The organism is Cryptosporangium sp. NPDC048952 (assembly GCF_043197895.1).
GTDB lineage: Bacteria > Actinomycetota > Actinomycetes > Mycobacteriales > Cryptosporangiaceae > Cryptosporangium.
Window position 1 is genome coordinate 602,918 of the sequence record NZ_JBICTY010000006.1, and the last position, 15,295, is coordinate 618,212.

The window sequence follows — 15,295 nt, forward strand, 5'->3', positions numbered from 1 at the left end:
GCGGCGCGGGGTCAGCGGGTGACGAGGTCCACGCCTACGAGGCGGGGTTCGGGGACGAGGGTTACTCCGTAGGCGCCCTGGACCCCGGCGACGATCTCCTCGGCGAGGTCGAGGAGCGCGGCCGTCGTGCCGTCGCCGCGGTTCGTCAACGCGAGCGTGTGCTTCGTCGAGATACCGACGCCGTCGCGCCCGTACCCACGCTTGAACCCCGCGCGCTCGATGAGCCAGGCCGCTGACGTCTTGACGCGCCCACCCGGGGCGTCCCAGCGCGGCGGCGCCTCCGGCAGCCGGATCTCGAGGTTCGCGAACACCTCGGGGTCGAGCACCGGGTTGGTGAAGAACGACCCGACGCTGCGCGTGTCGGGATCCTCGGGGTCGAGAACCATGCCCTTGCCCCGCCGCAGCCCGAGAACGGCGTCCCGGACATCACCCAATGGCGCCACACCCCCCGGAGCAACACCGAGCACCCGGGTCAGCTCCCCGTACCGCAACGGCCGCGACTCGAACCCCGGCCGCAACCGGAACCGCACCGACAGCACCACGTACCGGTCGGTCTCCTTGAACGTCGAGTGCCGATACCCGAATCCGCACTCCTCCGCCGACAACTGCACGATTTCGTCGAGCACCCGGTCGTGCGCGGTGACGTCGATCAGCACGTCGGAGACCTCGGCACCGTAGGCACCGACGTTCTGAATGGGCGTGGCCCCCGTGGAGCCGGGGATTCCGGACAGGCACTCCAGCCCCGACCACCCCTCGGCGACGGCCTGCTCGACCAACTCGTCCCAGTCGTGGCCGGCCTGCACGGTGAGTTCGATGTCCTCACCGCGGCGCGTGGCCGCCACGCCGCTCGACCGGACGAGCACGACCGTGCCGGCGAACCCCTCGTCGGCGATCACCACGTTGCTGCCACCCGCCAGCACGAGGAGCGGCCGACCGGTGGCGTCGGCCAGGCGGATCGCTTCGGCGATCTCGGAGGCATCAGCGGCGGTGACGAGGGTGGCCGCCGGGCCACCCAGACCGATGGTGGTCAGGGGAGCCAGGGATGCGTCGCTCACTCCTGGAACGATACGGCTCGACCACCGGTTGCCGATGGCCCGCCCGGGGTATCGGATCCGCGGACACCCTAGGCTGGTTCGAGAACCCGCCCACGTTGATCGATAGTGGGGCCGTCGAGCCCCCATCACGCGACAGGACGCGACATGAGCGAGAGCCGCCCGAACGCCGAGTTCTGGCTGGACAGCCTACGGCGCGAGGGCGCCGCGTTCCGCGCGGCGCTGACCCCGGAGACGCTCGGTTCGCAGGTGCCTTCCTGTCCGGAATGGAACGTCGAACAGCTGGTTGCGCACGTCGGTGCCGTGTACCGGTTCCACGCCGAACACCTGACCCGCGGAGTGGCGACGCCTCCCGAGCAGGAGGACGAGGATCCGTCGATCGCGCCTGCCGGCCCCGCCGTCATCGAGTGGTGGGACGAGTCGTTCCGCATCGTCCTGGCCGCGCTCGAGTCGACCGATCCCGACTCTCCGGCGTGGAACTGGTCGATCGTGCAGGACAAGGTCGCGAAGTTCTGGTTCCGCCGGATGGCGCAGGAAACCGCGGTGCACCGCTGGGACGCCCAACTCGGGGCCGGCGCCGCGCTCACCGAGCCGATCGACACGCGCCTCGCCGTCGACGGCATCGACGAGATGCTCGACACGTTCCTGCCGTCCAAGCACGACTGGGACCCCGAGGGTCAGCGCGGCGTGGTGACACTGCGCACCACCGACGCCGACGCGCACTGGGCGGTGCGGCTGCGTGGCGTCGGCATCTCGCTGTTGGACACCGGCACGGTCTTCGACGACTCGCCGCACGCCCAGAGCGCGGTGAGCGGAAGCGCCAGTGACCTGCTGCTGGCGCTGTGGGGCCGGGTTCCGTTCACGGTGCTCACTGTCGAGGGCAACCCGGAGCTCCCCCGGGTCCTGATCGCCTAGCGGCTGTTCAGGAATTCGCTGATCCGGCGTCGCAGGTCACCGCGCTGGTTCCACAGCACTCCCGGCTGCGGATAGACGTGCAGGATCGCGTTCGGCACCGCGTCGGCAAGCGCTTCGGCGACCGACGCCGGGTGCAGCGGATCACCGACGCAGCCGATCACCGACGTCGGCGCGCGGAGCGCTCGCAACGCGTCCGCCGAGGGCACCGCTGTCAATGCGGGAAGTCGCCGGAGCGCCTCGCGCATGCCCGGTGCGCGCAGGGCGACGGTTCGCTGCCGTACGTACGTGCGGGCGGCCGCCGACCCGCTGAACTCCGCGGGCACCTCGAGCGCCACCACCGACGCCAGGCGGTCCTCGTCGTCCGCGTCGAGGGCGTCGGCCAGCGCGACGAACCGGCCGCGCGCCTCGGCCGGCCGCGGTTCGTCGAGCACCGCCGGGAGGAACAGCACCAGGCGCTCGAAGCGCTCGGGCTCGTCGGCGACCAGCCGGGTCAGCGCGCCCGCGCCGAGGCTGGCGCCGACAGCGCGGGTGGCCCCGTGGAGATCGGCCACCTGCCGGACGTCGTCGGCGAGCGTGTCGTAGGTCCAGTCGGGTGGGAGCGGGCCGGAACCGCCGTGCCCGCGGAACGACAGGAACACCCGGGTGCCGTCGACGCCGGACCCGAGCGGGCGGGTGTCGCTGATGCCACCGCCGAACCCGTGTGCGAAGACGGTGACCGGGTCACCGCTACCGGTGAGCAGCCAGTCGACGTCTCCGACGCGGCCGACCGGCCGGCCTTCTACCAGCGACTACCACCGCCGCTGATCTCCCGGATGCGCGGCCGCACGTCGAGCAGGTACACGAGGGCCGCGATCAACGCGATCATCGCGAACAGCATGCCGAACGCGAAGAACAGCAGGGACGCGAGCATCGTGCCGCCGATGAGCGCCAGCCAGACACCCTTCTGCAGCGTCTCGACGGCCGGGAACGCCTCTGCCTTCTGCAGCAGCGCATGCACGAACGCCCATGCCTCTAGGCCGAGGCTCACTACCAGGACCACCAAGTTGATGACCTGGATGACTTGTCCAACCCATCCACCCACGTCTTCAGCCTACAGGCCGCTACTTGAGCGAGATCAGGATCTCGTCGGAGTAGTCGCCGACCGGGTTCATCTTGAGCTCGGCGGGCTTCTGGTCGGCCGGGATGTCGAACACGATGATGCCTACCGCGCTCTTGCCCGGGTAGATGTTCTCGAACAGCGGCTGCTTGCCGTCCGGGTTCGCCTTGTACGAGGAGAAGTCGACGTAGGTCTCGCCGCCCTGCTCGTCGATCAGGTAGGTCCCGAAGTCCTTCGGCTTGAGCGCCTTCTTGCCGGTGTTCTCGAACTTGAGGTCGATCAGGCAAAACTGGCCCTTGGTGGTCTCGTAGACCCCGTAGCCCTCGCCGACCGTCTTGACGCCGCAGCGGGGCGGGCCGGTGACCGTGATCACCAGGTCGCCCTGGCGGATCGGCTTGCCGATCGTGCCCTTGCCGCTGGTCGGCGCCGTGGAGTCCGTGCTCGGGTCCGAGCCGGGGTCGGTATCGGTCTGGGGTCCGCCGGTGGCGGCCGGGCCGTCGCTGATCGAGACGGTCGGGTCGTCGGACGGCTCGCTGCGGTTCGAGATGAACACGGCGGCGATGACGCCGCCCGCGATCATGATCAGCACGACGGCTGCCACGATCGCACCGACGATTAACCCGACGTTGCGGTTCGGGGGCTGCGGACCCGACGGGCCCTGGGGGCCCTGGGGCGGCGGAGGCGCACCGAAGCCGGGGCCACCCCCGTAGCCGGGAGCTCCGCCGTACCCGGGGTTACCCCCGAACCCGGGAGCGGGCGCCCCGCCATAGGTCGGGGCCGCCCCGGAACTGGGCGCACCACCGTAGTTGGGGGCCCCGCCGTAGGTCGGAGCCCCGCCGGAACTGGGAGCTCCGCCGTAGGTCGGAGCCCCGCCGGAACTGGGAGCTCCGCCGTAGGTCGGAGCCCCGCCGGAACTGGGAGCCCCGGTGGACCCTGGATTTCCGCCGTAGTTCGGGTTGCCGCCGTAGCTCGGGTTGCCCCCGTAGCCGGGTTGGTAGCCGGGTGCCTCGGGCTGACCCATCGCAAAAACTCCAGTTCCCCGTTGTCCCATACGTGACCGTGGCATCCAACCACGCGGTCGCCAGGAGGCGAAGAGCCTTCAGGAGGGCTTAAGCCTGACTCAGGTCGGTACCTGTAAGTACCGGACGGCTCGCGTACTGAACGCGAATACCCGGCTCCGCTGCGGAGGCACCGGTCCAGGCGGTGCCGCCCAGTTGGTGCGCATGACGCATCAATTCCGCCAGTCGCAGTGAGAGCCCGTTCACGTCCGCGGCGGCGGATGTCGGCGGGCAGTCGAGCGTCGCCACCGCGAGGTCGACCGGCCGCCCGTACCGGTCCTCCGGACGCAGATCGAGCAGCGAGCGAACGGTCCGGTCCGCAGCGTTCCGGTCGGAGAGCATCACGAACGCGCCGGCCCCGAAGTGCCCGAGCCAGCACCCCCCACCCATCGACGCGGCGACCCGCCGCAGCACGACCGCGGACTCGACGATCAGCGCGTTCCCAGCCAGGAACCCCTCGGCGTCGACGACCGCCTGCCGATCCACCTCGACCCAGCTGATCGCCACGCCGTTCGGGTCGCGCAGCCGGCGGCGGACGGTCTCCTCGACGACCTTGCCGCTGGGCAGCTCGGTGACCGGGTCGAGCGAGATCGCGACGTCCACCTGGTTGCGCTGCGAAGCGGTGAGCAGGTCCGCGACCCGCACGATGCCGACGCAGCGCCCGTCGCGGTCGCCCACCACGAGGTCGTCGTAGACGCGGCTGCGCGAGCGGGACGTGACCAGCCGGATCGCGTCGGCCACCGGCGTGTCGGGCGCGACCAGCCGGGGCTGGACCGCGTGCTGGAGGACACCGCGGCGGGCGTGCAGCGCGTGCCCGAACGGCCCACTGGCCGCCAGCATGAACGTCCCCCGCGGGATGACGCCGGCGATGTGGCCCACCTCGTCGAGAAGGACGACGGTCAGCAGGTCCTCGTCGAGCCCGAACACGTCGCGGATCTCGTCACCGGACGCGTCGACGGACGCGACCATCGCGCGGCGCAGCAGCTCACGAATCGTCTGACCCTCGAACGCGTCACCGGCGGAGTCGTCGTCGCGGGCCGCGGGCCGGTCGGTGACCAGGAGTGGCGGCACCGCGACGACGTCCCGCCACTGGTGGTCGGTACCGCCGAGCGCCGCACCCTGCCCGTAGGCGACGCCGAGCGACCGCAGCGCGGTGACCGCGGCGTCCGAGTCGACACCGGTCGCGGTGAGCGTCGCGCCGATCTTGCGGGCGAACAGCACGATCGCCTCGATGACCGCGGACGCTTCCGGGTACTCGGCGATCGAGCTGACGAGCGTGTGGTGCACCTTGACCACCTGGGGGTGGATCGCGGCCAGCACCGACAGCGAGCCGTGCAGCGCACCGACGTCGTCGACGCCGATCGAGAAGCCGTGGCGACGCAGAGCCGCGCACCGGCGGCGCAGGCTCACGACGTCGGTCATGCAGTTGCGCTCGGCGAGCAGCACGGTGACGGTGTCGGGCGCGCGCCGGGTGGCGGCACAGCGCTCGGCGAGCGCGTCGGGCAGCGCGGGGTCGCGGAGCAGCGCGTCGGGGTGGAGCGGGAGGTGCAGCGGCGTCGGCAACCCGGCGGCCAGTTCGATCATCCGGAGGGGATGGACCCCGCGGCCCGCCGCGACCTCATGGGCCGGTACACGCCCGCTGAACAGGTCAACGACTGCTCTGTACTGGATCGATTCCCCCACGGAGCCAGTATTCAGCGTCTCCGCACCATCGCGACCGGCGTTAACGAGGGGTCCGACAAATGTTCACCGAACACAGCCACCCGATGCCGACACAATCGGCTATCACGTCGAGCGGGTCGGAAGAACGGCCGAGCGCCGGTACGGACTGGACTATTTCCGACACCACGGCATACGCCACGAGCGCGGGCAGCAGCCATCCTGCGCGCACTCCGGCACGGAACCCGGTCAGCGCCAACGCAGCAAAAAGCGCACCATGAACCACCTTGTCGGTTCCCGAAGGGAAGCCTGAGGGAACATCATCATTAGGTAGAAAAAGAACGAAAACGCTGATTATGACGACAATGCCGAATGACACCCGCCAAGTTCGCTTCACGGGCGCCCGATGCATTGCGCCGCAGAGCGTGTACCTAGCATCTTCACGCAGTACAAGTTTCCGACACCTCGACGTCACCAGGGGTTCACGTGCGCTTCCGGCTCCGCCCCACCGAGACCGCCTTCTACGATTTCTTCAGCCAGGCAGCAGACAACTTGGTGAAGGGCGCGGACATCCTCGAAGAGCTCAGCCTGCCCGCTCCCGACTTCCAGTCGATCTCCGACCGGATGAAGGACGTCGAGCACGCCAACGACGAGGTTACGCACGCTCTGTTGCGGAAGCTGAACTCGACGTTCGTCACGCCGTTCGACCGCGAGGACATCTACCAGCTGGGCTCGCTGCTCGACGACGTCATGGACCACATGGAGGCGGCGGGCAACCTCATCTACCTGTACGGGCTCTCGACGCTGCCGGCGTTGCCGCGGGAGATGCACGAGCTGATCGAGACGCTCAGCCGGGCCGCGCGGCTCACCGCCTCCGCGATGCCGCGCCTGCAGTCGCTCAAAGACCTCGAGGCGTACTGGATCGAGGCCAACCAGATCGAGAACGAAGGCGACCACGCCTACCGGATGCTGCTCGTCCGGCTGTTCAGCGGCGAGTACGACACGTTGACCGTGATGAAGCTCAAGGAGGTCGCCGACGAGCTCGAAGCAGCCGCCGACGCGTTCGAGCACGTCGCGAACACGGTCGAGACGATCGCGGTCAAGGAGTCCTGACCGGTGGAACTGCTCCCGGTCATCGCGATCATCGTCATCGCGCTGGCGTTCGACTACACCAACGGTTTCCACGACGCGGCGAACGCGATCGCCACGTCGGTCTCCACCCGTGCCCTGACGCCACGGGCCGCGCTGATCCTGGCGGCGGTGGCCAACCTGGCCGGTGCGCTGCTCGGCACCGACGTCGCGAAGACCGTCGGTGAGGGGATCGTGTCCGCGCCCAGCGGCGGCGAAGGCCTGCTGCTGGTGTTCTGCGCGCTGTTCGGCGCGATCGTGTGGAACCTCATCACCTGGTACTTCGGGCTGCCCTCGTCGTCCTCGCACGCGTTGATCGGCGGCCTGGTCGGAGCGGCGCTCTCCTCCGACGCGATAGTGAAGTGGGCCGGGGTCGTCGACAAGGTCGTGATCCCGATGGTGCTCTCGCCGATCGTCGGGTTCGGCTTGGGCTACCTGCTGATGCTGGCGATCCTCTGGACGTTCCGGCGGGCGCACCCGGCGAAGATGAGCCGGGGCTTCCGGTACGCGCAGACCGCGTCGGCCGCGGCGATGGCGCTCGGGCACGGGCTGCAGGACGCCCAGAAGACGATGGGCGTGATCGTGCTGGCGCTGGTCGTCGGCGGCCACCACACCGGCTTCGAGGTGCCGCTGTGGGTGATCCTCGCGGTCGCGCTGGCGCTCGCGGCGGGAACGTACGCCGGTGGGTGGCGGATCATGCGGACGCTCGGCCGCCGGATCATCCACCTCGACCCGCCGCGCGGGTTCGCGGCCGAGACCGCGGCCGCCGCGGTGCTCTACACGACGGCCTACGTGTTCCACGTGCCGATCTCGACGACGCACACGATCACGTCGTCGGTGATGGGCGTCGGCGCGACGAAGCGCCTGAGCGCGGTGCGCTGGGGCGTGGCCACCAACATCGTCACGGCCTGGGTCCTCACGATCCCCGCCGCCGCCCTGGTCGCCGCAGCCCTGGAATCGATCCTCCACGCACTGATGTTCTAGATCAGCTTTTCGTCGTGGTCCTTGGGCATTTCGCCGGTGACCAGGTAGACCACGCCGTCGGCGATCGCCACGGCGTGGTCGGCGAACCGCTCGTAGTAGCGCCCCAGGAGCGCGACGTCGATCGCCGACTCGACGCCGTGCGGCCAGTCGTCGAGCAGCGTCCGGAAGAGTGTCCGGCGTAGACCGTCCATCGCGTCGTCGTCGATCGAGAGGCGCCCGGCGTCCGCCGCGTCCGTGGAGTTGAGCACCGCGCCGGCGCTCTGCGCCATCCGGACCGCGACGTCACCCATCTTCCGGATCAGCGGGAACTGCGAGTCCGGCACCGCGTACCCCGGATACCGCCGCACCGCGACCTTCGACACGTGCTGAGCGAGTGTTCCCATGCGATGGATGTCGCCGCCGACCTTGATCGCCATCACCATCGTGCGCAGGTCACTGGCGACCGGCTGCTGCAGTGCCAGCACCTCGTACGTCTGGTCCTCGACCACCCGCCGGGCCGTGTCGAGCTGCACGGCGAGCGCGCTCACCGCCTCGGCGACGGTCAGGTCGGCGCCGAGCAGCGCCACCGTCGCCCGTTCCATCGCGACCGCCGCGGTGTCGGTCATGTCGGCCAGCGCACCGCGAATCGCTGTCAATTGGCCGTGGAATCCCTCGCGCACCCTCTACCCCTCGCCGCAGGTCCGAGGAACATACCCGTGCCCGGCCTGCCGAACCTGGTTCGGCGGACCGGGCACGAGAAGAATCACTCCGCGGTCACTCCAGTGACCAGGTACACCACCGCGTCGGCGATCGCCACCGCGTGGTCGGCGAACCGCTCGTAGTACCGACCGGCCAGGGCCACGTCGGCGGCGGCCTGGGCGCCGTAGGGCCAGTCGCCGGCGATCTGGCTGAACAGTTCCAACCGCAGCCGGTCGACGGTGTCGTCGTCCTCCGCGAGCCGGCCGGCGTCCGCGGTGTCCCGCGAGCGCAGCGCCGCGGCGGCGTCGATCGCCATCTGCTGGGCGACCTCACCCATCTGACGGAACACCGGAATCAGCGGCTCCGGCACGACGCTGCCGCGGTTCGCGGTATCGGCGATGTGGGCCGCTAGCGAGCCCATCCGCTCGACGTCGGCGCCCAGCCGGACGACAGTGACCAGGACCCGCAAGTCCGAAGCCACCGGCGCCTGGAGCGCCAGCAGGTCGTAGGCGTTGTTCTCCAGCTCGGTCAGGCGCGCACGGAGCGCCTGGTTCTGCTGCAGCGAGTTCTCGGCAGCATCTTTGTCCGCGTCGAGCAGCGCCACTGTCGCCTGGGCGACCGCGGCGGCCGCGATGTCGGCCAACTCGGCCAGGGTGTCCTCGGCCGTCGCGAGCGCACGACGGAATTCATCCCGCACGGGAATTCTCCTCGCAGAAGGGAAGATCGGGGCGCGCACCGCAGCCGGCTCCGGTCCGGCCGCGGTGCGCGAGGCCGCGGACCAGCCCCTCCAGGCCCGCGGACATTCTGGGGATTTAGCCGAAGCGGCCGGTGATGTAGTCCTCGGTGCGCTTGTCGGTCGGGTTGGTGAAGATCTTCTGGGTGTCGTCCATCTCGACGAGCTTGCCGGGCTTGCCGACCGCCGAGAGGTTGAAGAACCCGGTGCGCTCGCTCACACGCGCGGCCTGCTGCATGTTGTGCGTGACGATGACGATCGTGTAGTCGGTCTTCAGCTGCTGGATCAGGTCCTCGATCGCGAGCGTCGAGATCGGGTCCAGCGCCGAGCACGGCTCGTCCATCAGCAGGACGTCGGGCTGCACCGCGATCGCACGGGCGATGCACAGACGCTGCTGCTGACCACCGGAGAGGCCCGAGCCGGGCTTCTTCAGCCGGTCCCTGACCTCGTTCCAGAGGTTCGCACCCTGGAGGGAACGCTCGACGGTCTCGTCCAGCGTGCTCTTCTTCTGGCGGCCCTGGAGCTTCAGGCCGGCGATGACGTTGTCGTAGATCGACATCGTCGGGAACGGGTTCGGGCGCTGGAACACCATGCCGATCGTGCGGCGGACGTTCACCGGGTCGACCGAGTTGCCGTAGATGTCCTCGCCCTCGAGCAGCACCTTGCCCTCGACGCGCGCACCGGGAATGACCTCGTGCATGCGGTTGAGCGTGCGGAGCACCGTGGACTTGCCGCAGCCGGACGGGCCGATGAACGCGGTGACCGACCGCGGCTCGATCGACATCGACACTCCCTCGACCGCGAGGAAGCTGCCGTAGTAGATGTTCAGGTCCTTGACTTCGAGTCCCTTGGACATGAGGTTTCGCCTTTCACAGATGAGGGGTGGAGTGCGGGACTCAGCCGCGGGCCCGGGTGAACCGCCCGACGAAGCGGGCGAGCAGGTTGAAGATCATGATGATCGCGATCAGCGTCACGGCCGCACCCCACGCACGCGCGGTACCGGGGGCGTCGGGGTTACCGGCCGCGGAACCGAGCTGCGAGTAGATGAACGTCGGCAGCGTCGACATCGGGTCGGCGAACGGGTCGAAGCTGATCTTCGCCTGGACACCGACGAGCAGCAGCAGCGGCGCGGTCTCACCCATCGCGCGGGCGATCGCCAGCATCACGCCGGTGACGATGCCGCTGAACGCGGTCGGCAGAACGATCTTGGTGATCGTCTTCCACTTCGGAACGCCGAGCGCGTAGGAGGCCTCGCGCAGCTCGTGCGGCACCAGGCGCAGGATCTCCTCCGTCGACCGGACGATGACCGGGAGCATGAGGATGACCAGCGAGAGCGCACCGGCGAAGCCGGACTTCTGGAAGCCGAGCGTGAGCAGCCAGAACGTGAAGATGAACAGACCCGCGACGATCGACGGGATGCCGGTCATGACGTCGACGAAGAAGCTGACGGCCTTGGCGAACCGCTTACCCTCGCCGTACTCGACCAGGTAGACCGCGGTCAGCACACCGATCGGCACGGCGAACACGGCCGCGATCGCGGTGACGATCAGCGTGCCGATGATCGCGTGATAGGCGCCACCGCCGAAGCTGTCCTCGGAGATCGTGAACATCGAGTGCGTCAGGAAGCCGCCGTCGATGACGCCGATGCCCTGCGACAGCGTGTAGTAGATGATCGAGAACAGCGGCGCGACAGCGAGCACGAACGCCGAATAGACGAACGTCGTGAACAGACGGTCGACGGCCTGCCGGCGACCTTCCACCGCGAAGCTGGCTCCGGTGAGCAGCACGATGAACAGCAGGGCGGCGAGCACCGCGAACCGCGCCTTGTTGAAGCTGTCACCGGTCAAGCCGAAGATCAGCCCGCTGAGGACGATCGAGCCGACGCCGATCGCCCAGGGCGCCCAGCTGGGGAGCTTCTGCCCGCGCAGATTGCTCGCGACGTCGGACGGGGAAGCCTGGAGAGTAGCCATGTCAGGACACCTTCTTGCGACGCACGATCAGCTGCGACAGCGAGTTGACGACGAGCGTGATGACGAACAGGCAGAGACCGGACGCGATGAGCGCGCTGGTTCCGATCGTTCCGGCCTCGTCGTACTTGCTCGCGATGTTCGACGCGAACGTGACGCCGCCGTTCTCCGTGATGTGGATGCTCACGTTGTAGGCGCTGGCCAGGATGATCGTGACGGCGAGCGTCTCACCGAGCGCGCGGCCGAGGCCGAGGATCGCGGCGGAGACCATGCCGGCGCGGCCGAACGGCAGCACCGAGAGCCGGATCATCTCCCAGCGGGTCGCCCCCAGCGCCAGCGCACCCTCCACGTTGGCCGGCGGAACCTGGCGGAACACCTCGCGGGTGATCGCGGCGACGATCGGCAGGATCATGACCGCGAGCACGATGCCGACGGTGAAGTCCGAGCGGTTGCCCGGGACGTCGTCGGGGCGGTACGCGAACAGCGGGATCCAGCCGAGGTACTTGTCGAGGAAGAGCGTCAGGCCGGTCATGTTCGGCACGAGGAGGAACAGACCCCAGAGGCCGTAGACCACCGACGGCACCGCTGCGAGCAGGTCGACCAGGTAGGCCAGGCCCTGCGAGAGGCGACGCGGCGCGTAGAACGTGATGAACAGCGCGATGCCGACCGCGACCGGGACCGCGATGAGCATCGCGATCAGACCGGTGACGACGGTGTGGAACGTCAGCGCTGCGATACCGAAGACCGACGGGCCACCCGCGGTCGAGGGGTCGGGCTGCCACTCCTTCGTCGTGAAGAAGTTGCCGTCGTTGTTGGTGAATGCGTCGATCGACTTGTAGATCAGGAAGACCGCGATCGCGGCCATGATCGCGAGCAGGACCGCCCCGGCGCCCGTCGAGATGAATTTGAAGACCGCATCGCCGCCCTTCGTGGACTTTTGGTTGCTCAAGCCTGAATTACGAGGTGCTGGGGTCAGCTGTTGCGGCTCAGCAGGGGTGGCGGTGGCGGTGGCTGGTTTCGTGGAGGGGTCAGCCATGTCGAACTTCCTCTGACTCGTACGGGGCACCGGAGGCCCTGGTGGGACAAGGTCTGCACGCACCCGGGCCGGGCGAGGACTCGTTCGTCCTCACCCGGCCCGAGCCGACGGACTACCTAGCTGGTCAGGCGATCGCCGCAGCGGCAGCCTGCGCCTTGGTCAGCAGCTCGGCCGGCAGCTTCGAGTAACCGGCGTCGGCGGCAGCGGTCTGGCCGGCGTCGCTGAGCAGGTAGCTCAGGAAGCCCTTGGTCAGCGCGACCTGGTCCGAAGTGAGGCCCTTCTCGCAGGTGATCTCGTAGGTCACCAGCACGGCCGGGTAGGCACCGGCCTCCTTGAGGCCGTAGTTCAGCTTCAGCTTCAGGTTGTTGCCGTCGAAGTCCTGCTCGGCAGCGGCGATCGCCTTGCCGACCGTGTCGTCGGAGATCTCGACCGCACCGGAACCGGTGTCGATCCCGGCCGACTTCAGGTTGTTCTTCTTGGCGTCGGGGGCGTCGACGTAGGAGATCGAGCCGTCCTTGCCGGTCACGGCGGACACGATGCCGGCCGAGTCGGGCGCGCCGGTTCCGACGGTGCCCTTCCAGCCCTTACCGGTGCCGAGCTTCCAGGTCTCCGGGGTCTGCGCCTCGAGGAACTTGGTGAAGTTGTCGGTGGTACCCGAGTCCTTCGAGCGGAAGACGACCGAGATGGCGGTCGACGGCAGCGTCACGCCCGAGTTGGTCTTCGCGATCTTCGGGTCGTTCCAAGTCTTGATGGTGCCCTGGAAGATGCCGGAGATCGTCGCCGGGTCGAGCGACAGCTTGTCGACGCCGTTCACGTTGAAGACGATCGCGACGGCGGTGGCGATACCCGGGATGTTGATCGCCTTGCCGGTCTTGCAGCGGGTGTCGCCAGCGGTCTGCTCGTCGTCCTTGAGGGAGGAGTCGGAACCGGCGAAGGCCACCTTGCCGGCGTTGAAGTCGGTCACGCCCGCACCGGAACCGGTGGCGGCGTAGTTGATCTGCGCGCCACATTCCTTGGCGTACGCGGTCGTCCAAGCGTTCATCGCGGTCTTCTGCGCCGACGAACCGGCGGCAGAGATCTGGCCTTCGGCGCAGTTCGGGTTGCTGCTGCTGCCCGCGCTGTTGTCGGAGCTCGCGGAGTCGACGTTGTCCGATCCACAGGCGGAAACAGCGAGCAGGCTGGCAAGCGCGATCCCGGCGAAGGCGCCAGTGCGGTACAGCTTCACGTTCAAGTCCCTCCGAGGGATACAGCCCAGTCCTCTGGGGCCGGCTACCTCGCCGGTCGTTCGGAACGCTAGGTAGCGAAAGTGACGCGCTCCCCGGGGCCAAATGAACGTGGGGTGAACACCGCAAGTTGCCGGATTAACCGTCTCTGCACAGGTCGGTGGCCATTAGGTGAACGAGATCACGCCCCGCGATCACGATCCCGCATCACCGGCACTTTAGTTACACTCTGTAATTGCTGTCAAAATGGGTAATCAGCTACCGAAGAGGGCCAGCGCGGTTACCGCCCCGATGATCATCGCGGGCCCGTGGGGCAGCTGACCACGGCGTCCGATCCTCCGGGTGACGAGCAGCACAAGCGTCAGCAGGCCGTGCAGCAGGAACCCCGCAGCGATCCCGAACAGCGCCACGACACCGCCCCACCAGCCGAGCGCGAGCCCCAGCGGGAACGCGAGTTTCACGTCTCCCAAGCCCATCCCGGCCGGCAGGACGAACGCCAGCAGGAAGTACCAGGCCGCTGCCCCGAGCCCGCAGAGCACCGCCCGGCCCAGCCGGGCGGGCTCCAACTCCGCCGCCAGCAGCACGAACACCCCGGCCGCGGCGGCACCGGTGTAGGGATTGGGCAGCCGCTGCACTCCCACGTCGACGAGCGCCAGCACGACGCCCCACAGCACCAGCCAGCACGCGGCGAGCAGCACCCAGATCGATGCCCTCGCCAGTCCCCAGGAGACCAGCGCCAGCCCGAGTGCGGCCACCAGCTCGACCACGCCGAACCGGGGCGTCGCTGCGTAGCGGGCGATTCCGGCACGCAGCAAGGGGCCGAGCAGCACCCCGACGACTGCGGCGACGATCACCACTGGATGTTGGCGATCCTCACCACGGCCGGGCCCATGACGATCATGAACAGGGCCGGGAACAGACAGAAGATCACCGGGAGCAGGATCTTGACCGGCACTTTCTGGGCCGCCTCCTCCGCCCGCTGACGCCGTTGCAGACGCATCTCGTGCGCCTGTTCGCGCAGCACCCCGGCGATCGGGATACCGCGGTCGGTGGCCTGCACGACCGCGCGGACGAACGTGTGGATCTCGACCACCGTCGTCCGGGCCGCCATCGCGCGCAGCGCCTCCGACCGGGAGCGCCCCAGCTGGAGCTCCTGCAGCACGCGCACGATCTCGCGGACGAACGGCCCGCGTCCGTTAGCGGCGACCTGGGCCAGCGCGGCGTCGAACCCGAGCCCGGCTTCGACGCTGATCACCATCGTGTCGAGCACGTCGGTGAGCGTGTTCTGCAGGTTCGCCTGGTGCTTCGTGCCGGCGTTGTAGACGAGCAGGTTCGGCAGCAGGAACCCGCCGATGGGGCCGAGGATCAGCCCGAGGACCGCCCCGCTCCCGCCGCCGAACGCGTTGCCGAAGAACGGTCCCAGGAACAGGCCGACGATCGCCACCGCGCCCTTCGCCGCGATCACGCGGTCCATCGGCCAGTCCAGCGGGTTGCCGGCGAACGAGAGCTGCTTGACCAGCCGGGCCTCGGAGTTCGGCAGCATCAGGGCCTTGCCGAGAATGCCGCACTGCTTCCGCGCGACGATCCGGAACCGCTCGAGCAGCGATCGCTGGGCGACCGGCACCGCGCCCCGCCGCACCATCTCGAACGCTTCGAGCGAGCGCAGCAGCTTCTCGCCGGGCCGGAGCGTCACCGTCAACGACCAGGCCATCACCATCACGGCGGCCATGACCGCCGCCAGCGAGGCCAGGAGCACGAAGGTCACG

The 15,295-nt window shown here is 68.8% G+C and carries 16 protein-coding genes; 3 read left to right on the forward strand and 13 right to left on the reverse strand.

Annotated features, from left to right (window positions below; translation table 11 throughout):
* Positions 1-11: 11 nt before the first annotated feature.
* A complete protein-coding gene (locus ACGFY5_RS33215; RefSeq protein ID WP_392726235.1) occupies positions 12-1,055 on the reverse strand; it encodes a UDP-N-acetylmuramate dehydrogenase in 1,044 nt (347 codons plus the stop codon).
* Between the two features lie 144 nt (positions 1,056-1,199).
* On the opposite strand from ACGFY5_RS33215, the gene ACGFY5_RS33220 reads away from it, so the two are divergent.
* Positions 1,200-1,967, forward strand: coding sequence for a maleylpyruvate isomerase N-terminal domain-containing protein (locus ACGFY5_RS33220; protein WP_392726237.1), 768 nt, complete (start codon positions 1,200-1,202; stop codon positions 1,965-1,967).
* Here the strand turns inward: ACGFY5_RS33220 and ACGFY5_RS33225 are convergent.
* The 4 genes from ACGFY5_RS33225 to ACGFY5_RS33240 form a co-directional block, all read right to left on the reverse strand.
* Positions 1,964-2,752 (reverse strand): alpha/beta fold hydrolase, encoded by a 789-nt coding sequence (locus ACGFY5_RS33225; RefSeq protein WP_392726391.1) that lies wholly within the window; start codon positions 2,750-2,752, stop codon positions 1,964-1,966. The genes ACGFY5_RS33220 and ACGFY5_RS33225 overlap by 4 nt on opposite strands.
* Entirely contained in the window at positions 2,746-3,048 is a 303-nt protein-coding gene (locus ACGFY5_RS33230; protein WP_392726240.1) for a DUF2516 family protein, read from the reverse strand. The genes ACGFY5_RS33225 and ACGFY5_RS33230 overlap by 7 nt, the downstream gene beginning before the upstream one ends.
* Before the next feature lie 19 nt (positions 3,049-3,067).
* Entirely contained in the window at positions 3,068-3,664 is a 597-nt protein-coding gene (locus ACGFY5_RS33235) for a DUF4352 domain-containing protein (protein WP_392726242.1), read from the reverse strand.
* A gap of 508 nt (positions 3,665-4,172) precedes the next feature.
* The gene (locus ACGFY5_RS33240) at positions 4,173-5,705 is read right to left on the reverse strand and encodes an EAL domain-containing protein (RefSeq protein WP_392726245.1); all 1,533 of its coding nucleotides are present in this window, start codon (positions 5,703-5,705) and stop codon (positions 4,173-4,175) included.
* Positions 5,706-6,266: 561 nt separating this feature from the next.
* Between ACGFY5_RS33240 and ACGFY5_RS33245 the strand changes: the two genes are divergently transcribed.
* Entirely contained in the window at positions 6,267-6,893 is a 627-nt protein-coding gene (locus tag ACGFY5_RS33245; RefSeq protein ID WP_392726248.1) for a DUF47 domain-containing protein, read from the forward strand.
* 3 nt (positions 6,894-6,896) lie between these two features.
* A complete protein-coding gene (locus tag ACGFY5_RS33250; RefSeq protein ID WP_392726251.1) occupies positions 6,897-7,892 on the forward strand; it encodes an anion permease in 996 nt (331 codons plus the stop codon).
* On the opposite strand, the gene phoU (ACGFY5_RS33255) is transcribed toward ACGFY5_RS33250, so the two are convergent.
* The 8 genes from phoU (ACGFY5_RS33255) to ACGFY5_RS33290 all read right to left on the reverse strand — a co-directional run bounded on the left by phoU (ACGFY5_RS33255) (position 7,889) and on the right by ACGFY5_RS33290 (position 15,294).
* Entirely contained in the window at positions 7,889-8,527 is a 639-nt protein-coding gene (gene phoU / locus ACGFY5_RS33255; protein WP_392726253.1) for a phosphate signaling complex protein PhoU, read from the reverse strand. The genes ACGFY5_RS33250 and phoU (ACGFY5_RS33255) overlap by 4 nt on opposite strands.
* Before the next feature lie 107 nt (positions 8,528-8,634).
* The gene (gene phoU / locus ACGFY5_RS33260; protein ID WP_392726254.1) at positions 8,635-9,267 is read right to left on the reverse strand and encodes a phosphate signaling complex protein PhoU; all 633 of its coding nucleotides are present in this window, start codon (positions 9,265-9,267) and stop codon (positions 8,635-8,637) included.
* Positions 9,268-9,382: 115 nt separating this feature from the next.
* Positions 9,383-10,159 (reverse strand): phosphate ABC transporter ATP-binding protein PstB, encoded by a 777-nt coding sequence (gene pstB / locus ACGFY5_RS33265; protein WP_392726256.1) that lies wholly within the window; start codon positions 10,157-10,159, stop codon positions 9,383-9,385.
* A 40-nt stretch (positions 10,160-10,199) separates the two neighbouring features.
* The gene (pstA, locus tag ACGFY5_RS33270) at positions 10,200-11,273 is read right to left on the reverse strand and encodes a phosphate ABC transporter permease PstA (protein ID WP_392726259.1); all 1,074 of its coding nucleotides are present in this window, start codon (positions 11,271-11,273) and stop codon (positions 10,200-10,202) included.
* 1 nt (position 11,274) lies between these two features.
* Positions 11,275-12,306, reverse strand: a complete 1,032-nt coding sequence (gene pstC / locus ACGFY5_RS33275; protein ID WP_392726262.1) for a phosphate ABC transporter permease subunit PstC — start codon at positions 12,304-12,306, stop codon at positions 11,275-11,277.
* Positions 12,307-12,430: 124 nt separating this feature from the next.
* Positions 12,431-13,531, reverse strand: coding sequence for a phosphate ABC transporter substrate-binding protein PstS (gene pstS, locus ACGFY5_RS33280; RefSeq protein WP_392726264.1), 1,101 nt, complete (start codon positions 13,529-13,531; stop codon positions 12,431-12,433).
* 252 nt (positions 13,532-13,783) lie between these two features.
* Entirely contained in the window at positions 13,784-14,383 is a 600-nt protein-coding gene (locus ACGFY5_RS33285; RefSeq protein ID WP_392726266.1) for a prepilin peptidase, read from the reverse strand.
* Positions 14,380-15,294, reverse strand: a complete 915-nt coding sequence (locus tag ACGFY5_RS33290) for a type II secretion system F family protein (protein ID WP_392726269.1) — start codon at positions 15,292-15,294, stop codon at positions 14,380-14,382. Before ACGFY5_RS33290 ends, ACGFY5_RS33285 begins: the two co-directional genes overlap by 4 nt.
* Position 15,295: the final 1 nt, after the last annotated feature.